Genomic DNA, 17,782 nt, shown 5'->3' on the forward strand with positions numbered 1-17,782 from the left:
TCGTCCCTGAGAGCAGCTCAGGGGCACCACGGGGGATCTGCCTGATCCTGCGGCCGCACCTTGCCACCTACTGTCGAGGCGACAGCATGGGTGGGCTCGAGAAGAGGCGGACGATGGCGGAGAACAAGCAGCTCGGTGTGATCCTGCTGGTAGCGGCGGCCGGGCTGGCGTTCTGGCAGTTCGGGGACAAGGACTCCGACGACGCGCACAAGATCGACGACAAGATCACCACCGTCCAGCTCGCCGCCGACCACGCCGACATCACCATCAAGGTGTCCGACGACGACAAGACCACCGTGCAGGAGAAGCGCAAGTACTGGTTCTGGAAGCACGGCGACGCATACTCCGTGAACGACGGCGTACTCAAGCTGAACGGCGACTGCGGCTGGCAGTGCAGCGCGGACTTCGAGGTGACCGTCCCGCGTGGCACCAAGGTGACCGGTGAGAACGGCAGCGGCGACCTCGAGCTCACCGGGGTCGGCGGCGTGGACGCGAAGTCCCGCTCCGGCGAGGTCAAGCTCCGCGAGGTCGAGGGCGACGTCAACCTCGACGTCACGTCAGGCGACGTGACCGTCAGCGACCTGACCGGCAAACTCAGGGTCAAGGCCAACTCAGGCGACATCGAGGCCAAGGACCTGAAGGGCGGCCCGGTGGACGTCGAGACCACGTCCGGCGACATGGAGCTGCAGCTCGCCGAAGCCAACGACATCCAGGTCAAGGGCACCAGCGGCGACATCGAGATCACCGCCCCGAGCGGCGACTACAAGGTCTCCACCGATACCCGTCACGGTGACGTCGAGAACGACCTCGGCAACTCGCCGACCGGTTCGCACACCGTCAGCGCGACTACCACCTCCGGCGACATCGAACTCCACGCCGGCGGCTAGCTCACTCCTTGATGTCGCGGTGGTGTTCCTCGACGACGCGGTACTCCTCCTCGACGGCTGGGTCGATGGCGTCGGTCTCGACGCGACGGCGCCGGTTGGTGATGTAGAAGGACAGCAGGATCCCGGCGAGTCCGGCGAGCAGCAGGATGTAGCCGATGACTTGGAGGTTGACCGCGTCCCAGCTGTCCCGGACCGCAAACGCCAGCACGGCCCCCACCACCATCAAAAAGATCCCCACACCGATGCTCATCCGAGTCTCCCTGTGAGTCGTCTTATAGTCGAAGCTACCTCTCTGTACCCGCTGGCGAAACTATTTGCTACCAGAGAGCACCAGTTCGACGCGGTTGGAGCCGTCCGAGGTGATCTGAATCGGGACGCCCCAGTCCTGGCGGTGCATGTGGCAGGCGGGGAACTCGACCTCGGCGGCGTCGTCGCACGATGCGGCCTGTACGGCGACGTGCAGGACGCCGCTGCCGGCGTGTGGGTCGAGGACCAGGCGGCGTACCAGGTCGGTGGAGTCGCCGGCGCCTTCGCGGAGGAGGGTGTCCGGGGTGGCTGAGACCAGGAGACGGGTCGACGGACCGTAGCGGTTGTCGAGCTTCTGGCCGGGCGGCGGAGTGAAGACGACCTCCAGGGTGACCTCGCCCGCGGCCAGGTCCATCGGCGGGCGCTGCGTGCGGGTGCTGAACTCGTCAGCGGTGGCCGAGGCTCCCAATGGGACGCGAGTCAGGCGGTGGGCAGCCGATTCGACCACGACGAGCTCGTTGCCTACGACAACAGCACCGCTGGGCTCGGCCAGACCGGTCGCCATCGTCTCGACCAGCTCGGTACGCGGGTCATAGCGGCGTACGGCGCCGTTGTAGGTGTCGGCGATCGCGATCGAACCATCGGGCAGCGCGGTCACGCCGAGTGGGTGTTGGAGCAACGCCTCGCTCGCCTTCCCGTCACGCAGCCCGAAGTCGAACAGCCCGGTCCCGACAGCGGTGTGGACCTCGTCGTCGATCCACCGCAGCGCGGAGATCTCGGAGTCGGCCAGCCACAACCGATCGCCGTCCGCCGCGAGCCCGCTGGTCTGCGCAAACCACGCTTCGGCGAGCGGGCCGTCCTTCAGACCTTCGTTGGTCGTACCCGCAGAAACCTCAGTCACCTGTGTAAACGGGTCAAACGTCCACAGCTGATGTACGCCGGCCATCGCGATCCAGATCTTGTCCTGCCACCACGCGACGTCCCACGGCGAGCTCAACACGTCCGTGCCGTCGCCGTCCATCCACTGCTTGCCGGTGCCAACGAGTGTGGTGACCCGGCCGTCAGCCAGGTTGATCCCACGGAGCGCGTGGTTGACGGTGTCCGCGACGACGACGTCGTACCCGAGGCTGGCTGCGACGTCGGCCGGTAGGCGGGTGAGCCCGTTCGGCTCGGAGAAGCTGGCTTGATCAGCTGGCCCGTCCGCGAAACCACGGTCGCCCGTGCCGATCCGGCGTACGACGGTGGTCGCGTCCTCCGCGAGCTCGACGATGCTGTGGTTGCCGGCGTCCGCGACCAGGAAGCCGTTGTCCAGAGCAATCACCTTGGCGGGGAAACGAAGGTCCGTGGGCTCAGGCTTCGGGGCGACGTACGGCGACTTGCCGCGGGTGAGAGTGCCGGCCTGTTCGTGCTGAACGGTCAGCTCGGCCAGTAGGGCATCGAGTGCGTGCGCGTGCCCTTCACCGGAGTACTGCGCGACGATGTAGCCGTTCGGGTCGACCAGGACCAGCGTCGGCCAGGCGCGGGCCGTGTAGTTCTGCCAGGTGATCAACTCCGGGTCGTCCAGCACCGGATGCCCCACCTCGTACCGCTCGACGGCGGCCCGAACCGCGGCCTCTTCGCCTTCGTGCGCGAACTTCGGCGAATGCACGCCCACGATCACCAGCGCGTCGCCGTACTTCTCCTCCAACGGCCGCAACTCGTCCAGCACGTGCAGGCAGTTGATGCAGCAGAATGCCCAAAAATCCAACAACAGAAAGCGTCCCCGAAAGTCCGAGAGCGTCAACTCCCGCCCCCCGGTGTTCAACCATCCCCGACCCTTGAGCTCCGGCGCACGCACATGCATACCCCCATTCTCCGCCGCCACTCAACCGGATCCGTCACAGGCCCGGCGGCTGAGATCAGCGCGGCAGGACGAGGGTGTCGGTGAGGAGTTTGGCGGTTTTGCGGAGGGTGGCGGGGGATGACGAGAGGTCGGTGGCGAGGGCGTAGGGGGTGAGGGTTTCGCCGGGGCCGACGAGGCGGTGGCGGTGGGCGAGGAGCCAGACGATGGCTCGGGGCCAGGTGGAGAGGCGGGCCTTGGCGAGCAGGTCCGGGGCGTCGCGGACGAGGCGTTCGGCGATGTCGAAGGCGTCGGGGGCGTACGCCGTACCGAGGGTTTCGCCGGCCATCAGCCAGGCGTGCGGGGCCAGGACGGACAAGGTGGCGGCTTGGGAGTTGTCCAGGCCGGTGAGGTCAGGCTGCGGCGGTGAGCCAAGACCGGCCAGCGCGCGGTAAGCGTCTTCCAGGTCGTTGGTGGTGTCGTCGAGGAAGACTCGCTCGCCTGGCTTCGAACCGACCGGATCGAGCATCGCGGCGGCGTCCAGGGCGGGCTGCCAGATGTCCACCGCGTCGACGGCCTCGTCGACGGCGTCCAGTGGCAGCTGGGTCCGGTCGCCGGCGAACTCGAGCCAGGCCTTCACCACGGTCGGCACAGCGCCGAAGTACGTGCTGTCGGCAAGCACTTTGCGAGGCAACCAATGCGCCAGGAAGAGCTCGACGAGCACGGCGCTGACACGCAACGGACCGCCGACCGTGTGGTCCACGGCGTGGTCGATCCACAACCGGACGATGTCCGAAGCATCGTCCGGCAGCGCTGCGGCGTACTGCGATTCGAGGAACTCGTCGACCAGTTGATCGCGCTGTCGTGGCGACAGCAACGGCCGGATCGGTGGGCGGATCGGGCGCTCCGGCAGCTGGGTCAGGCGGTTCACCAACAATCCGGTGAAGAACTCGAAGTCCTCGCTGACCGGCGGATCGTCGTAGTCGCGGGTCTCCCCCAGCGCCTGCAGGATGATCCCGGCCGCGGTCGCGGGCCGCACGGTCCGGATCGTCACCCGGCCGCCGCGCTGGTACGCCTCGAGCACGCGGTCCACCGGTGGGCCGACGAACACGTCCTTCACGATCGCACCGAGATTGTTGTCGATGAACACCACCACGGTGTGCGGATGCTGCTCGTCGTCGTAATCCAGTACGACGCTCAGCCCGTCACCGGTGATGTCCTCAGAAACGATCGCGCTGGTCAGCCGGAACCCGGCGATCCGGGTCACCCACTCCGGCACGGATTCCTGCGTCCGTAAGCGGGAAACATGAGCCCGCTGCAACGGCAACCGTCCAGCCGGACCGACCGTCCGCGCCAGACTCGTCAGCAGGATGAAGGACTCGAGGTCACGCCGCTCGCCGAGCACCCGCGCGGCGTCGGCCCAGAAGAACCGCTCGACCTCACCGATCTCGTCCGGACGCCCGGCCGGCCACAGCTGGTCCGCGAGCATCGAGGCCGAGCGGGCCACCGACGCCTCCGCGATCACCGGGTGCAGCGCGGCCGGTACAGCGGCCAGGTCGAGGGTGAGTGTCTCGAGCAGGGTCTCCAGCACGGCGACACTCGGCGTGGTGTCGACATCGACACCCGCCGTCGGTCCGTGGAACTCGCCGGGCTCCGAGCCGACGAGCCGCAAATGGCTCCGCCGCCCGTCCCGCCCACGAGGAGACTTGGTCACATCCGTGAGATTACCGTCCGCCCCCACTCCCCCGCAGTCCAACCAGCGCGCCCTGTGGACAACTATGAGACCCCGTCAGCCCTTGAGCGCGCCGGCCATCAGGCCGCCGATGAACCAGCGGCCCAGGAGGATGTAGACGATCAGGGTCGGGAACGACGTGATCAGGGCGCCGGCCATGCTGGCGGCGTAGTCGACCTTTTGGCCGCCGGCCAGTGCGGCCAGGCCCAGGGTGACCGGGCCGTTGTTCTGCTGGGTCAGGAACAGGGCGAACAGGAAGTCGTTCCAGACCGAGGTGAACTGCCAGATCAGCGTGACCACGAAGCCGGAGATCGAGATCGGCAGGATGATCCGCAGGTACGTCTGGACCAGCCCGGCGCCGTCGACCCGGGCCGACTCGATGATCTCGTTCGGGACGATAGTGGCGTAGTAGTTCCGGAAGATCAGCGTGCAGATCGGGATGCCGTAGATGCAGTGCGCGAGGATCAGCGTCGGCACGCCCCGGGTCACGTCCAGGTTCGTGAACGTCGTTCGCAGCGGCAGCATGATCGCCTGGTACGGGATGAACATCCCGAACAGGATGAACGCGAACACGATGTTCGCGCCCGGGAACCGCCACCGCGCCAACACGAACCCGTTCATGGACCCGATCAGGGACGAGATGATCGCGGCCGGGATCGCCAGCGACAGCGACCGGACCATGTACGGCTGTAGGACGTCCCATGCCTTGCGCCACGGGTCCAGCGTCCAGGTCTTCGGCAGGTTCCACTGGCTGGCGGCCGTGGTGTCCGCGGAGGTCTTGAAGCTGGTGATCAGTACGACGTACACCGGGATCAGGACGAACAGCAGGAACAGCAGCAGCAACGCGTAGCGGACGGTCCGGCTGCGCCGGGTCGATCCGTCCGCGATCACGCCGCGCTTCTGCGGCTTCCGGCGGATCGCGGCGGCAGCCTGGCCAGTGGCGGCGGCTGCGGTGTCGGCGCTCATTCCTCATTCTCCTGCCGGACGGTGTACGCGATGTACGGGATGACGAGGACGGCGACGACGGCCAGTAGGACGATCGCGATCGCGGCCGACTTGGCCATGTCGCTGCGCAGCAAGGTGTTCCACATGTAGACCGCTGGTACTTCGGTACGGAACTGGTTCGGCCCCGTGATCGCGTAGATCAGGTCGAACAGCTTCAGCGACATGTGGCCGAGGATGATCAGCGCGGACAGCGCGATCGGCGACAACTGCGGGAACAGCACGTGCCGGTAGAGCTTGAACTCCGACGCACCGTCGACCCGGGCCGCCTCGCGCAACTCCGGCGGGATGCCTCTGAATCCGGCCAGGAACAGCGCCATGATGTAGCCGGACAGCTGCCAGACCGCGGGTAGCGCGATCGACGCCATCGTCGTCCATCTACTACCGGCGGTCCACCACGGATTCTCCAGGAAATGCAGATGGAGGATCTCGAACAACCGGTTCAAACCCCGTGCGTCCTCGCCCTGGGACGGGTTCAGCAACCAGCCCCAGACGACGCCCGAGGCGATCATCGAGATCGCCATCGGGAACAGGTAGATCGACCGGAAGATCGACTCGCCGGGCACGCCCTTCTCCAGCAGCAGTGCCCAGATCAGGCCGAAGATCAGCGTGCCCACGATGAACGCCACCGTGAGCACGCCGAGGTTCTTCAGCGAGTTGAGGAACCGATCCTCACCGAACAGGTGCCCGTAGTTCGCGAACCCGACGTACGACGCCGGGCCCTTGCGAGCGGTGTGCCGGTCAGTGAGAGAGGTGTTGAAGGACCACGCGATCAGCCCGTAGACGAAGTACCCGAGCAGGAGCACGGTCGGCAGCAGCACCAAGGCTCCAGGGCCCCAGGTGCGGATTCTTCCGTGCAACGCTCAGTCCTCCAACTCGAGATCGGTCCCCAACTCGCCGTACATCAGCTCGTCTTCATCGCGGTGCCGAAGGCCGCCTGCAGTTTGGCAACGTCCGGGCTACCGCTGAACTGACTCATCGCGGACAGGATGTCGTTGTTCTGACCCAGCGTGCACGCGGCACCGTGGGCACAGGACGGGACGATCGTCTTGCTCTTCCAGTCCGCCATCGCCGACTGCTGGTACTTCGGGTAGTCCGCCGGGTTGGCGTCCGAACGGGCCGGGATCGAGCCCTTCTTGGTGTTGAACGCCTTCTGGCCCTCGGCCGAACCGACCGTCTTCAGCCAGCACTTGGCGCCGTCGGGGTCCGCACCGTTGGTCGGCAGCGTGAACGAGTCCGACAGGAACTGGAAGTCGCCCTCGGTCCCCGGGGACGGCCAGTAGGTGTACGCCGTGTCCGCGATCTTGTCCGACACCTGCTGCGCGGCGACCCAGTCACCCATCAGCGTGTAGCCGGCCTTGCCGGTGTTCACGTAGCCCAGCGCGTCCGGCCAGTCGATCGCCTCGCGGTCGCTGTTGGTGAAAGTGAGCAGCGTCTTGTACTTGTTCAGCGCCGCGGTGACATCGCCACCGGCCCAGTCGGTCTTGCCGTCCCACAGACCCTTGAACTTGTCCGGGCCGAGCTCGGCCAGCAGTACCGCCTCGACCAGCATCTCCTGGGCGAAGCCCTTCGAGATCGCCAGCGGAGCGGCCACACCGGCTGCCTTCAGCTTGGTCAGGTCGGCGATCCAGGCGTCGACGCTGGCCGGGGCCTTGGTGCCGTCGATGTTCGCCTTCTTCAGCACCGTCGGGTTGGCCCAGACCATGTTCGCCCGGTGCACGTTCGCCGGGATCGAGTAGATCTTGCCGTCGACGGTCAGGTTGTCGATCAGGTTCTGCGGGAAGGCCTTGTCCAGCCCGAAGTCCTTGTACAGCTGGCTGATGTCGTCGACCTGGCCGGCGTTGATGTAGTCCTTCAGCTCCGCACCGGCGTGGGCCTGGAACGTGGACGGCGGCTTGCCGGCCTGCAGGTCGTTGGCCAGCACCTGCTTCGCGTTCGAGCCGGCACCACCGGCGACGGCCGAGTTGACGAACTTGTAGTCCTTGCAGTCGGTGGCGAACGTCGACACGAGACCGTCCAGGCCGGCCTTCTCACCACCGTCGGCCCACCAGGTGAAGACAGTGACGTCCTTGTTCGCGGAGCTCCCGCTACCGCCGCTGTTGTTGTCGCTGTTGCCGCAGGCGCTCACCGCGAGAAGACCCGCCGCACCCACCAGCGCCAGGGTCTTACTCAGACCACCACGCATGATTCACTCTCCGATCAGTAGATGGAGCCGCCCCATAATCAGTCTTCTTCTTTTCTGTTATCACCTGAAGTGACGGTGCAACTCTGGGACGGTCGGCAGCGGGTGTCAACGTTCCGCGCAGGCGCGTTGCGCAGCCGTGACCCCGCGCACCTTGACAGTGTGAGAGCGCGCACATTCTCGCCCGAACGGGTACTCCGAACACTCCGCTTGCGCGAAATCAGGGCCGAAGCAGCACCTTGATCGCGCGCCGTTCGTGCATCGCGGCGTACCCCGCCGCGACGTCGGCCAACGGGATCTCCGAGTCGAACACCTTGCCAGGGTTGATCTCCCCGGCCAGTACGTCGGCCATCAGGTCCGGAAGATAGGCCCGGCACGGTGCCGCGCCGCCGGCGAGTCCGACGTTGCGACTGAACATAGTCCCGATCGGCACCTCGACTCCGTGCGGCACGCCCACGAACCCGACCGTTGCCCCGGCCCGGGCGACGTCGAAGGCCGTCGTCATCGACTGTGCGGTGCCGACACATTCGAGTACGGCGTCGGCCCCAACCCCCTTGGTCAGTTCGAGTACGGCGTCCCGCGCAGCGTCGCCGCGTTCGGAAATGATGTCTGTGGCACCGAATTCGCGCGCGAGCTGCTGCCGTGGCGCATGCCGCGACAAGGCAACGACCCGCTCGGCTCCCATCCGCGACGCCGCGAGTACGCCGCAGAGCCCGACCGCACCGTCGCCCACGACAACGACCGTGTCGCCGGCCTTGACCCGCGCCGATCGGGCCGCGTGCCAGCCGGTTCCCATCACGTCGGACAGCGTGAGCAGCGAGGGTACGAGCGAGTCGTCCGGCACCTCTGGCGTCGCGACCAGCGTGCCATCGGCGTACGGGAGCTTCACGTACTCGCCCTGACCGCCGTCCGCCTGACCTCTGCCGTAGCCGACCACGTTCTGGCAGGCGCTCTGGTAGCCGGCCAGGCAGTTCGGGCAGGTGCCGTCGCTGACCAGGAACGGCGCGACCACGAAGTCGCCCGGCTTGACCGTGCGGACCTCGGCGCCGACCTCCTCGACGATGCCGACGAACTCGTGCCCGATCGGCCGCGGCGACGTCACCGGCGGCTCACCGCGGTACGGCCAGAGGTCGGACCCACAGATGCACGAGGCAACGACCTTGACGACCGCGTCCCCCGGCCCGTCGATCTTCGGATCCGGCAATTCCTCCAGCCGAACGTCGAACGGTGCGTGGATCACTGTGGCTCGCATGGAGCCAACACTAGATCGTCGCGTGCTGCTCCGGGGTGTGGACCGCCTCCGTACGCTTCGCAGTCCAGGCCAGCCATACGCAGCCGACGGCGAGGAGCACACCGTGGGCGATCCGCGCCACCGGCGGGCCGAAGAACTGCGGCAGGAACAGGACGAACCCGGCCCCGAACAGGATCGCGGGCACCGTACGCAGCCGGACCGCGACCAGGACGCCCGCCGCGGCTATGGTCAGCAGCCCGGCACCGAACAGGGTCATGGCGAACGGGTTGTAGCGCACCGACTCGGCCAGGTCCAGGAGGTTCGACTGGCCGGCGATCGCGTGCAGGCCGAAGTCCTCGGCGCCGTAGTACGGCAGGGTCAGCCCCGCACCGATCCAGAACACGATCGCGGCCGTCCGGTTGATCTGCAGCAGTGCGACCGCCACCAGGATGAAGCCGATCATCGCGCACAGGTGGGCGATGATCCAGGCGGTGGAACCCATCGCGGCGGAGGCACCGGCCGTGGTCGACTCGTCCTCCCAGGGACGAAGGGCGGGGTAGAGCAGGAACAGCAGGCCGGCGACGGACAGGGGGATTCTCATGACTCGTTCCTCAGGCTGGTCAGGTACATCTGGATGAGTTGGTCGTAGGTCTCGTCGAGGTCCTCCGGCAGGCCGAAGCCGCCCGCGGACTCGATGGAGGCGAAGCCGTGCACGAGCACCCGCAGGCGCCGGGTCGCTTGGATCGCCGCCGGGCCTTCCAGGCCGTAGCTGCGCAGGGTGGCCAACATGACGCCGATCAGCTTCTGACCCGCCGCCGCCTGGATCGGGTCGTGCATCGGATCCATCGGCAGTGCGGCGTACCGCTTCGGGTGGGCAGCGACGTACGCGCGGTAGGCGTGCATCAGCGTCGTCACCGCGTCATCACCACTACGGCCGAGTGCGGTGGCCGTGAACTGCTCGGTCATGTCCTCAAGGACTCGCACGCCGACCAGCGTCTTCAGTTCGCCGAGGCTCGCGACGTGCTTGTACAGCGACGGTGTGACGACTCCGCAGCGTTGCGCCACGGCGGCGAGCGTGAGGCCCTCCGGTCCGTGCTCGTCCACGACACCGAGCGCCACCTCGACGACAGCGGCCGGCGTCAGCGACTTTTTAACGACCATAGCTCATAGGCTAATGGCATTAGCCTATGGGCGTCAACGGATATCACCGCGGAAGGATTCAGATCGTCGAGTAGCGGCCGCGGCGATGGACCAGGGCGGGTACGGCGTCGTCGGCGAGCTCCACGTGGACGATCTCCAGCTGCACCTGTAGACCCCAGCCCACCTCGACCGGGTCCGGGCTGACCAGCGTGCAGCCGGCCCAGGTGGTGACGCCGACGGGAGCCGGGCCCCAGGCGGTGTCCGTCCAGTCGATCAACCGGAACGGTCCGCCCGGGGCGGGCGCGACGTACCCGAACGCGTCGGCCAGCTGCCGATGCGGCTCGCCGAGCAGCGACACCACCGCGGTCCTTGCCTCGCGCAACGTTTCCCACAGGTCCGAGTCCGGGTCGATCGACCCGATCACGTACCCGGGCTCACCGTCCGCGACCAGCATCGACGACACCGTGAGCCCGGCCCGCTTCCCGTCGTACGCCGTCGTCCACAAACTGACCGGCGACGGCAGCCGCCCACGGAACCGCCGTACCGGACTCCGCTCGGACTCCGGCGGGAGGAACGGGTGCTCACCGTGGATGGTCATACCTGCACGGTACTTAGGCCACCGTCACCCGGTCGGGGAGGGTGAAGTGGTCGATCGGGAAGTAGCGGACGCCTTGGGGGCCGAGGATGGTCTCGACTGCGCCGTTGGTGTCGAAGGTGTAGCGGTACGACTCGCCGTACGCACCGTCGTAACCGCCGGTGACGCGCAGGTTGTCGCCGTCCGCCTCGAGCGGCTGCGGCTCGTCGGCCGGGTTCGGCCCGGTGGGATCGGTCGCGTACAGGCGGCCGCCGAGCAGGACGATGTCGGCGACTCCCCAGAGGTTCGCGAAGCGGCCGGTGAACCGGTCGAGGCCGGCGGCGTCGCCGCGCTCCTTCGACTCGGCGAGATCGATCAGCTTCGACAGGGCTTCGGCCAACTGTCCCGCGGGGCCGTCGATCGCGTTGGTCAGCACCGACACGGCCAGACGGCGCTCGGGGTCGACCAGGCTCCGGGTGATGTGGCCCGGGTACCCGCCGCCGTGGCCGAACAGGTCCCGTTCGCCGACCTTGCCGATCGACATACCCAGGCCGTACCGGCCCTTGCCGTCGGTGGTGGTCGTCCAGAGCGGATGCTGCATCTCCCGCTTCGACTTGTCCGACAGCAGCCGGTCGTCGCCGGGCAGGTGCGCGGAGAAGTACGTCACGAGGTCGCGGGCGTTGCCGAAGAACCCGGTCGCCGCGGCCAGCGCCCCCGTGTTCACGTGCTCGATCGGCACGCGCGCATCGGCGTACGCCAGCGCGCTGTAACCGCCGGCGTACTCCGTCAGCCGGGCCGGATCCAGCTCCGGACCGAGGCCGGCCAGCCCGAGCTTGTCTACGATCGCGGTCTGCACGTAGGAGTTGTACGACGTACCGGACACCGCCTCGATGATGAGTCCGAGCAGGCCGTAGGCGATATTCGAGTACTTGAAATGTTCGTTCTCATCGATCACGGCCGACGAGTCCAGCCGCAGGATCTCGAGCAGCTGATCGCGGTCCGGGAAGCTCTTGGAGAGCTGCCACCAGTCCGCGTCGAGGCTGTCCCGGGTGACCCCGCCGGCGTGCGACAGCAGCTCCCGTACGGTGCGCGCGCCCAGCGGCGTACCGACGATCTCGGTGACGTGCTGCTCCGCCTTATCGTCCAGCCGCAGCCTGCCCTGCTCGACCAGCTGGAAGACCGCGGTACCGGTGAAGGTCTTCGAGTGCGACGCGATCCGGAACAGGTGCTGCTCGGTCAGCGGTACGCCGTTCTCCACGTCGGCGAGACCGTAGGCCGCCGAGAACGCGATCGCGTTCTCGGCGTACACCGCGACCTGGACGCCCGGCACCCGCTGGTACCGCTGGTTGAAGGCCAGCCAGCTGTCGTAGTAGGCGAGTGCTTCGGTCAGGTTTGTGGAATCCGGCGCATTAGACATGACGCCTAGATTGAATGACGCGGAAGCGACTCGCAACGTAGGCGCCGTCGGTGTACGTCGCGTTGGCCGCTGGGTTCGCGCCCGTGCCGTGGAAATCGCTGAACGCGGCCGACTGGTTCACGAACACCTGGCCGGTCAGGTTCTCCGACAGGGCGACGCCCGCGTCGAGAGCCGCGTCCCGGGCTCCGTCCAGGATCTTGGCGTCGGTCGAGTAGATCCCCGCCGTCATCGCGCCGTCCTCGGTGACGGTCTTCCGGAACAGGTCGATCGACTCGGCGGTGTCCGCGGTCCTGATCAGGAACGACACCGGCCCGAAGCACTCCCGCCCGTAGACCTCGGCGTCCTTGGCATCGATGGCGACCAGCAGCGGCGTCCGCACGACCGCGTCCGGGAACGCCGGGTGCTGGATCGCACGCGACTCCAGCACCACCTCGCCGTACTCCGGTGCGAGCTCGAGGCGACTGATCACGGCCTGGTTCACGATGCCGCCGAGGATCTCGACCGCGCGGGCGTCGTCACCGAGCAGCTTGCTGATCGCGGTCGCCAGCCCCTGGCCGACCTCCTCGAAGGACTTGTGGCCCTCGTCGGTCTCGATCCCGCCGGCCGGGACGAAGATGTTCTGGGTGGTCGTGCACATCTGGCCGGAGTACAGGGACAGAGTGAAGGCGAGGTTCCCGGTGAGTGCCTTGAACGAGTCGGTGGAGTCGATGATGACCGCGTTGACGCCGGCCTTCTCGGTGAAGACGGTCGCCTGGGTCGCGTTCTGCTCGAGCCACTCGCCGAACTCGCTGCCGCCGGTGAAGTCGATCAGTTTCACCTCGGGCCGCTGCGCCAGCGGCTTGGCCAGGCCGTCACCGGCCCGCTCAGTGGCGAGGGTGACGAGGTTCGGATCGAAGCCGGCCTCGGCGAGCACCTCACGGCACACGTCGACCGTGATCGCCAGCGGCAGCACAGCCAGCGGGTGCGGCTTCACGACGACCGCGTTGCCGGTGACCAGTGAGGCGAATAGGCCGGGCCAGGAGTTCCAGGTCGGGAACGTGTTGCAGCCGATCACCAGCGCGACGCCGCGACCGGTGACGGTGAACGTCTTCTCCATCCGGATCGGGTCGCCCTTGGCGGGCTTCTCCCAGGTCGCGGTGGCCGGGTAGCGGTTCATCTCCTCGTACGCGTACGCGACCGACTCGAGCGCCCGGTCCAGCGCGTGCGCGCCGCCGGCCTGGAACGCCATCACGAACGCCTGACCGCTGGTGTGCTGGACCGCGTTGGCCAGCTCGAACACCCGATTGTGCAGCCGGTCGAGGATCTCCAGCGTCACGCCGGTCCGTCCGTCGATCCCGGCCCGGCGCCAGTCCGCGAGACCGTGCTGCGCGGAGGCCAGCAGCTCGTCCAGACCCTCCTCGACGACCCGCGGGTACGAGACGTCCATGGTGATCCCGAACGGCGACTCCTCGGTGACGACCGTGCCGCGGGACCCGGGGATCTCCAGGCCGTACGTCGTACCCAGGTGGGCCTCGAAGGCCGCCTTGCCGTCGGCTGCCGCCGTCTCGCCGTAGACGCGCGGACTGGGCGACTCCGGGAAGGCAGAGTAGTAACCACGACTGTGGATCGCGGTCAGGGCAGCGTTGAGACGGTCACGATGAGCGGCGAGCAGATCGGTCATGACTGTGATGTTACAGTCGATGGCGCAACCGGCGATAGAGTGTCACAAACCTCTTCTCGATGGGGCAGACCTGTGGGCGATGAACTGGCGGCTCGAGTGGCCGCGGCGATGTGGGCGGAGGACACCGCCAGCGCCGGGCTGGGGATGCGGCTGGTGGACGTCGGCGAGGGCACGGCGCGGGTCGAACTGACCGTGCGCGACGACATGGTCAACGGGCACGCGATCGCGCATGGTGGATTCGTGTTCAGTCTGGCCGACTCGGCGTTCGCGTTCGCCTGCAACTCGCGCAACCAGGTGACGGTCGCGCAGGCCTGCGACATCGTCTTCGTCGCTCCGGCGTACCGCGGTGACGTGCTGGTCGCCGAGGCCCGGGAGCGGACCACGTTCGGCCGGAACGCGATCTACGACGTCACGGTCACCCGCGGCGACGAGGTGATCGCCGAGTTCCGCGGCCGCAGTCGCCGGCTCTCCGGCACAATCATTCCCCTGGAGGACCTATGAGTCGTGAGGCGTTTCTGGTCGACGGAGTCCGTACGCCGATCGGGCGGTACGGCGGTGCGCTCGCAGCCGTGCGGCCCGACGATCTCGCCGCGCACGTGATCTCCTCCCTGCTGAACCGGACCGCGCTCGACCCGGCGCAGATCGACGACGTGATCCTCGGCTGCGCGAACCAGGCCGGCGAGGACAACCGGAACGTCGCCCGGATGGCCGTGCTGCTCTCCGGCCTGCCCGACTCGGTGCCCGGTACGACGATCAACCGGCTGTGCGGATCCGGTCTGGACGCGGTCGCCTCCGCAGCCCGGTCGATCATTGCCGGGGACAACGATATCGTGGTTGCCGGTGGCGTCGAGTCGATGTCGCGGGCGCCGTTCGTGATGCCCAAGGCAACGACCGCGTTCTCCCGGCAGGCGGAGATCTACGACACCACGATCGGATGGCGGTTCGTCAATCCCGCACTGCAGGCGCAGTACGGGATCGACTCGATGCCGGAGACGGCGGAGAACGTGGCCGCCGACTTCAACATCTCCCGCGAGGACCAGGACCTGTTCGCGTTGCGTTCGCAGCAGCGGGCGGCGAAGGCACAGGCCAACGGGCGGTTGGCCGAGGAGATCGTGGCGGTCGACGTACCGGGCAAGCGCGGTGCGGTGACCGTGGTCGACACCGACGAGCATCCGCGGGAGACGTCGCTGGAAGCGCTGGCGGGGTTGAAGACTCCGTTCCGCTCGCCGGGGACCGTGACCGCGGGCAACGCGTCCGGGGTGAACGACGGCGCGGCCGCGCTGCTGGTGATGAGCGGTGAGGCGGTCGAGCGCCATGGCGCCACTCCGCTGGCCCGAGTCGTGGGTACGGCGGCTGCCGGCGTACCACCGCGGATCATGGGGATCGGGCCTGCTCCGGCGACCCGCAAGGTCCTGGATCGGACCGGCGTCGCGCTGTCCGACATCGAGGTGATCGAACTCAACGAGGCGTTCGCGTCACAGTCTCTCGCCGTACTGCGGCAGCTCGGCCTCCCCGACGACGCCGAGCACGTCAACCCGAACGGCGGCGCCATCGCCCTCGGTCACCCACTGGGGATGTCCGGTGCCCGCCTCGCTCTCACCGCGGCCCTGGAGCTTCGCCACCGCGACGCCCGGTACGCGCTGGCCACCATGTGCATCGGCGTCGGACAGGGCATCGCGACCCTGCTGGCTCGTCCCTAGCTCGGCTGAGGAGATTTCCATGCTCGGTGAGGCACTGCCCGAGGAACTGCGCGACCCCGGCGAACGGCTGTCGGTCGACGAGCTCCGCGCCCGTCAACTGTCGTTGCTCCAGGCAACGGTGACGCGCGCCTATGAGAACGTGCCGCACTATCGGGCCGCGCTGGACTCGGTCGGCTTCAAACCCGGCGACCTGCAGTCGCTCAAGGACCTGAGCCGGTTGCCGTTCACGGCCAAGAAGGATCTACGCGACAACTACCCGTTCGGCATGTTCGCCGTCCCGCGGTCCGAGGTGTCGCGGGTGCACGCCTCGTCCGGTACGACGGGACGCCCGACGGTGGTCGGGTACACCAAGCGGGACCTGGACACCTGGGCGGATCTGATGGCCAGGTCGATCCGGGCGGCTGGTGGCCGGGCCGGGGATGTCTGTCATGTTGCCTACGGCTACGGTCTGTTCACCGGCGGGCTGGGCGCGCACTACGGAGCCGAGCGGCTCGGGTGCACCGTCGTACCGATCTCTGGTGGGATGACCGAGCGGCAGGTGGATCTGATCCGCGACTTCGGGGCCCGGATCATCATGGTCACGCCGTCGTACTTCCTCTCGATCGTCGACGAGATGGAGCGGCGTGGACTCGATCCGCGCGACACCGAGCTGCGGATCGGGATCTTCGGCGCCGAGCCGTGGACCGAGCAGATGCGGACCGAGGTCGAGGAGCGGACCGGGATCCACGCGGTCGACATCTACGGGCTGTCCGAGGTGATGGGGCCGGGGGTCGCCCAGGAGTGCGTCGAGACCAAGGACGGTCTGCACATCTGGGAGGACCATTTCTACCCGGAGATCATCGACCCGATCACCGGTGAGGTCCTGCCGGACGGTTCCGAAGGTGAGCTCGTGTTCACGACACTCACCAAGGAGGCGTTCCCGGTACTGCGTTACCGCACGCGGGACCTCACTCGTCTGCTGCCCGGCACCGCGCGGCCGGGTCTGCGCCGGATGGAGAAGATCACCGGCCGTACCGACGACATGATGATCGTCCGTGGCGTGAACGTCTTCCCCACCCAGATCGAGGAACAGATCCTGCTGGTCGAGGGCCTCACCCCGCACTACCTGTGCGTGCTCACCCGCCCGCGCCACCTGGACGAACTCACCGTCCAGGTCGAAGCCGCCCCCGACCTCACCGACCGCACTGCCGCCGCGACCGCCCTCTCCCGCCGAATCAAGGACCGAGTAGGCGTCACCGCCGCCGTCGAAATCCTCGACCCCCACGCCCTAGAACGCTCCCTAGGCAAAGCCAAACGCATCAAAGACAACCGCAAGTAGGACGTCAGAGCAGGGACTCGGCTTGGGTTTCCAGGTGGCGGGCTTTGCGGAAGGCGGGTGGGCGGATGTGCGGGCGGACCATCGCCTCCACCTCGAAGTCCTCGAGGTTGAACTTGGCCGCGATCTCCCGGTACGACGCGCCGGTCCGGACGTGGTCGATGACGTCCTCGACCTGGACGTCGCCGACCATCGGGCGGCCGTACGAGCGCTCGGGGTCCACGATGACGTCGATGTCCTGGTAGATCACCAGCCGGAGAGTTCCGGCGTACCCGTCGTCGGACCAGCCGATCGCGGCCGAGCCACGGCGCAGTACGCCGGGGAAGCCGCCCTGGCTGTCCCGGATCCGTTCCCAGCCCGGCTCGCGCCCCTCGGCGGCGATCTCGACCAGCAGGTCGCGGCCGTCGTGAGCGAGACCGGACCACGCCAGCGGGTAGTGCCGGCCGGCCCGGGAGCGGAGCGCGACGGCGGCCTCACCGATCGCTTGCAGCGACAGTCCGGTACGGCGCAGATAGCGAAGCATGTGCGTCTCGACCAGGCCGGCGAACGTGATCGTCGGCTCGCCGCGCCCGCCAGTACCCGCCTCGAGCGCCCCGGACCGCAGCCAGTCCCCGAGCGTGGTGGCCGGCAGGCCGAGCTGCAGCGCAACCTCACCACGCGTGTACAGCGCCAGATCGAACCGTGGATCCACGTCTAACCCCTCAGCGAAAGGCGGTCGCCGAACACTCTGAGCATGCCACGTCCCAGCTCCCACTCCGGGCACCTCCGCCCCGGAAAAGTAGTTGGTGCGGGCCCAAACTGGAGGTGTACGGTGCTCGTGCCGACGGACGACACCGTCGGCGGCGGAGAGGAGGTGAGCGCGATGTCGGCAATGATC

At 67.7% G+C, this 17,782-nt stretch carries 17 protein-coding genes; 4 read left to right on the forward strand and 13 right to left on the reverse strand.

The window, feature by feature from the left end:
* The first annotated feature begins 86 nt into the window (after positions 1 to 86).
* Positions 87 to 887: a DUF4097 family beta strand repeat-containing protein gene (locus EV650_RS21945; RefSeq protein WP_238174370.1), complete on the forward strand. Its 801-nt coding sequence runs from the start codon at positions 87 to 89 to the stop codon at positions 885 to 887.
* Between the two features lies 1 nt (position 888).
* On the opposite strand, the gene EV650_RS21950 is transcribed toward EV650_RS21945, so the two are convergent.
* The 12 genes from EV650_RS21950 to paaN form a co-directional block, all read right to left on the reverse strand.
* Positions 889 to 1,137, reverse strand: coding sequence for a DUF6458 family protein (locus tag EV650_RS21950; RefSeq protein WP_134120911.1), 249 nt, complete (start codon positions 1,135 to 1,137; stop codon positions 889 to 891).
* Between the two features lie 60 nt (positions 1,138 to 1,197).
* On the reverse strand, positions 1,198 to 2,976 hold the full coding sequence (locus EV650_RS21955; protein WP_134120912.1) for an NHL domain-containing thioredoxin family protein: 1,779 nt from the start codon (positions 2,974 to 2,976) through the stop codon (positions 1,198 to 1,200).
* 55 nt (positions 2,977 to 3,031) lie between these two features.
* Positions 3,032 to 4,666 (reverse strand): hypothetical protein, encoded by a 1,635-nt coding sequence (locus EV650_RS21960; protein ID WP_238174371.1) that lies wholly within the window; start codon positions 4,664 to 4,666, stop codon positions 3,032 to 3,034.
* A 75-nt stretch (positions 4,667 to 4,741) separates the two neighbouring features.
* Positions 4,742 to 5,650, reverse strand: a complete 909-nt coding sequence (locus EV650_RS21965; protein ID WP_134120913.1) for a carbohydrate ABC transporter permease — start codon at positions 5,648 to 5,650, stop codon at positions 4,742 to 4,744.
* Positions 5,647 to 6,546, reverse strand: coding sequence for a carbohydrate ABC transporter permease (locus EV650_RS21970; RefSeq protein WP_134120914.1), 900 nt, complete (start codon positions 6,544 to 6,546; stop codon positions 5,647 to 5,649). Before EV650_RS21970 ends, EV650_RS21965 begins: the two co-directional genes overlap by 4 nt.
* A 44-nt stretch (positions 6,547 to 6,590) precedes the next feature.
* Positions 6,591 to 7,871 carry an ABC transporter substrate-binding protein gene (locus tag EV650_RS21975; RefSeq protein ID WP_134120915.1) on the reverse strand — a complete coding sequence of 427 codons (1,281 nt, stop codon included), beginning with the start codon at positions 7,869 to 7,871 and terminating at the stop codon, positions 6,591 to 6,593.
* 217 nt (positions 7,872 to 8,088) lie between these two features.
* Positions 8,089 to 9,120, reverse strand: a complete 1,032-nt coding sequence (locus EV650_RS21980) for a zinc-dependent alcohol dehydrogenase family protein (protein WP_134120916.1) — start codon at positions 9,118 to 9,120, stop codon at positions 8,089 to 8,091.
* A 10-nt stretch (positions 9,121 to 9,130) separates the two neighbouring features.
* A complete protein-coding gene (locus tag EV650_RS21985; RefSeq protein ID WP_134120917.1) occupies positions 9,131 to 9,700 on the reverse strand; it encodes a hypothetical protein in 570 nt (189 codons plus the stop codon).
* Positions 9,697 to 10,260: a TetR/AcrR family transcriptional regulator gene (locus EV650_RS21990; RefSeq protein WP_134120918.1), complete on the reverse strand. Its 564-nt coding sequence runs from the start codon at positions 10,258 to 10,260 to the stop codon at positions 9,697 to 9,699. Before EV650_RS21990 ends, EV650_RS21985 begins: the two co-directional genes overlap by 4 nt.
* 58 nt (positions 10,261 to 10,318) lie before the next feature.
* The gene (locus EV650_RS21995) at positions 10,319 to 10,837 is read right to left on the reverse strand and encodes a flavin reductase family protein (RefSeq protein WP_134120919.1); all 519 of its coding nucleotides are present in this window, start codon (positions 10,835 to 10,837) and stop codon (positions 10,319 to 10,321) included.
* Positions 10,838 to 10,850: 13 nt separating this feature from the next.
* Positions 10,851 to 12,230, reverse strand: coding sequence for a serine hydrolase domain-containing protein (locus EV650_RS22000; RefSeq protein ID WP_134120920.1), 1,380 nt, complete (start codon positions 12,228 to 12,230; stop codon positions 10,851 to 10,853).
* Positions 12,223 to 13,890, reverse strand: coding sequence for a phenylacetic acid degradation protein PaaN (gene paaN / locus EV650_RS22005; RefSeq protein ID WP_134120921.1), 1,668 nt, complete (start codon positions 13,888 to 13,890; stop codon positions 12,223 to 12,225). The genes EV650_RS22000 and paaN overlap by 8 nt, the downstream gene beginning before the upstream one ends.
* 72 nt (positions 13,891 to 13,962) lie before the next feature.
* On the opposite strand from paaN, the gene paaI reads away from it, so the two are divergent.
* Genes paaI through paaK form a run of 3 tightly spaced genes read left to right on the forward strand, consistent with a single transcriptional unit; the run spans position 13,963 to position 16,908 of the window.
* Complete coding sequence (gene paaI / locus EV650_RS22010) at positions 13,963 to 14,391, forward strand: hydroxyphenylacetyl-CoA thioesterase PaaI (RefSeq protein ID WP_202874809.1); 429 nt, start codon at positions 13,963 to 13,965, stop codon at positions 14,389 to 14,391.
* Positions 14,388 to 15,590, forward strand: coding sequence for a 3-oxoadipyl-CoA thiolase (gene pcaF, locus EV650_RS22015; RefSeq protein ID WP_134120923.1), 1,203 nt, complete (start codon positions 14,388 to 14,390; stop codon positions 15,588 to 15,590). Before paaI ends, pcaF begins: the two co-directional genes overlap by 4 nt.
* A gap of 19 nt (positions 15,591 to 15,609) precedes the next feature.
* A complete protein-coding gene (paaK, locus tag EV650_RS22020) occupies positions 15,610 to 16,908 on the forward strand; it encodes a phenylacetate--CoA ligase PaaK (protein ID WP_134120924.1) in 1,299 nt (432 codons plus the stop codon).
* A gap of 4 nt (positions 16,909 to 16,912) precedes the next feature.
* Here paaK and EV650_RS22025 read toward each other — a convergent pair whose 3' ends face one another.
* A complete protein-coding gene (locus EV650_RS22025; RefSeq protein WP_134120925.1) occupies positions 16,913 to 17,596 on the reverse strand; it encodes a MerR family transcriptional regulator in 684 nt (227 codons plus the stop codon).
* Positions 17,597 to 17,782: the final 186 nt, after the last annotated feature.

This window comes from Kribbella kalugense, from assembly GCF_004365875.1.
Classification (GTDB): domain Bacteria; phylum Actinomycetota; class Actinomycetes; order Propionibacteriales; family Kribbellaceae; genus Kribbella; species Kribbella kalugense.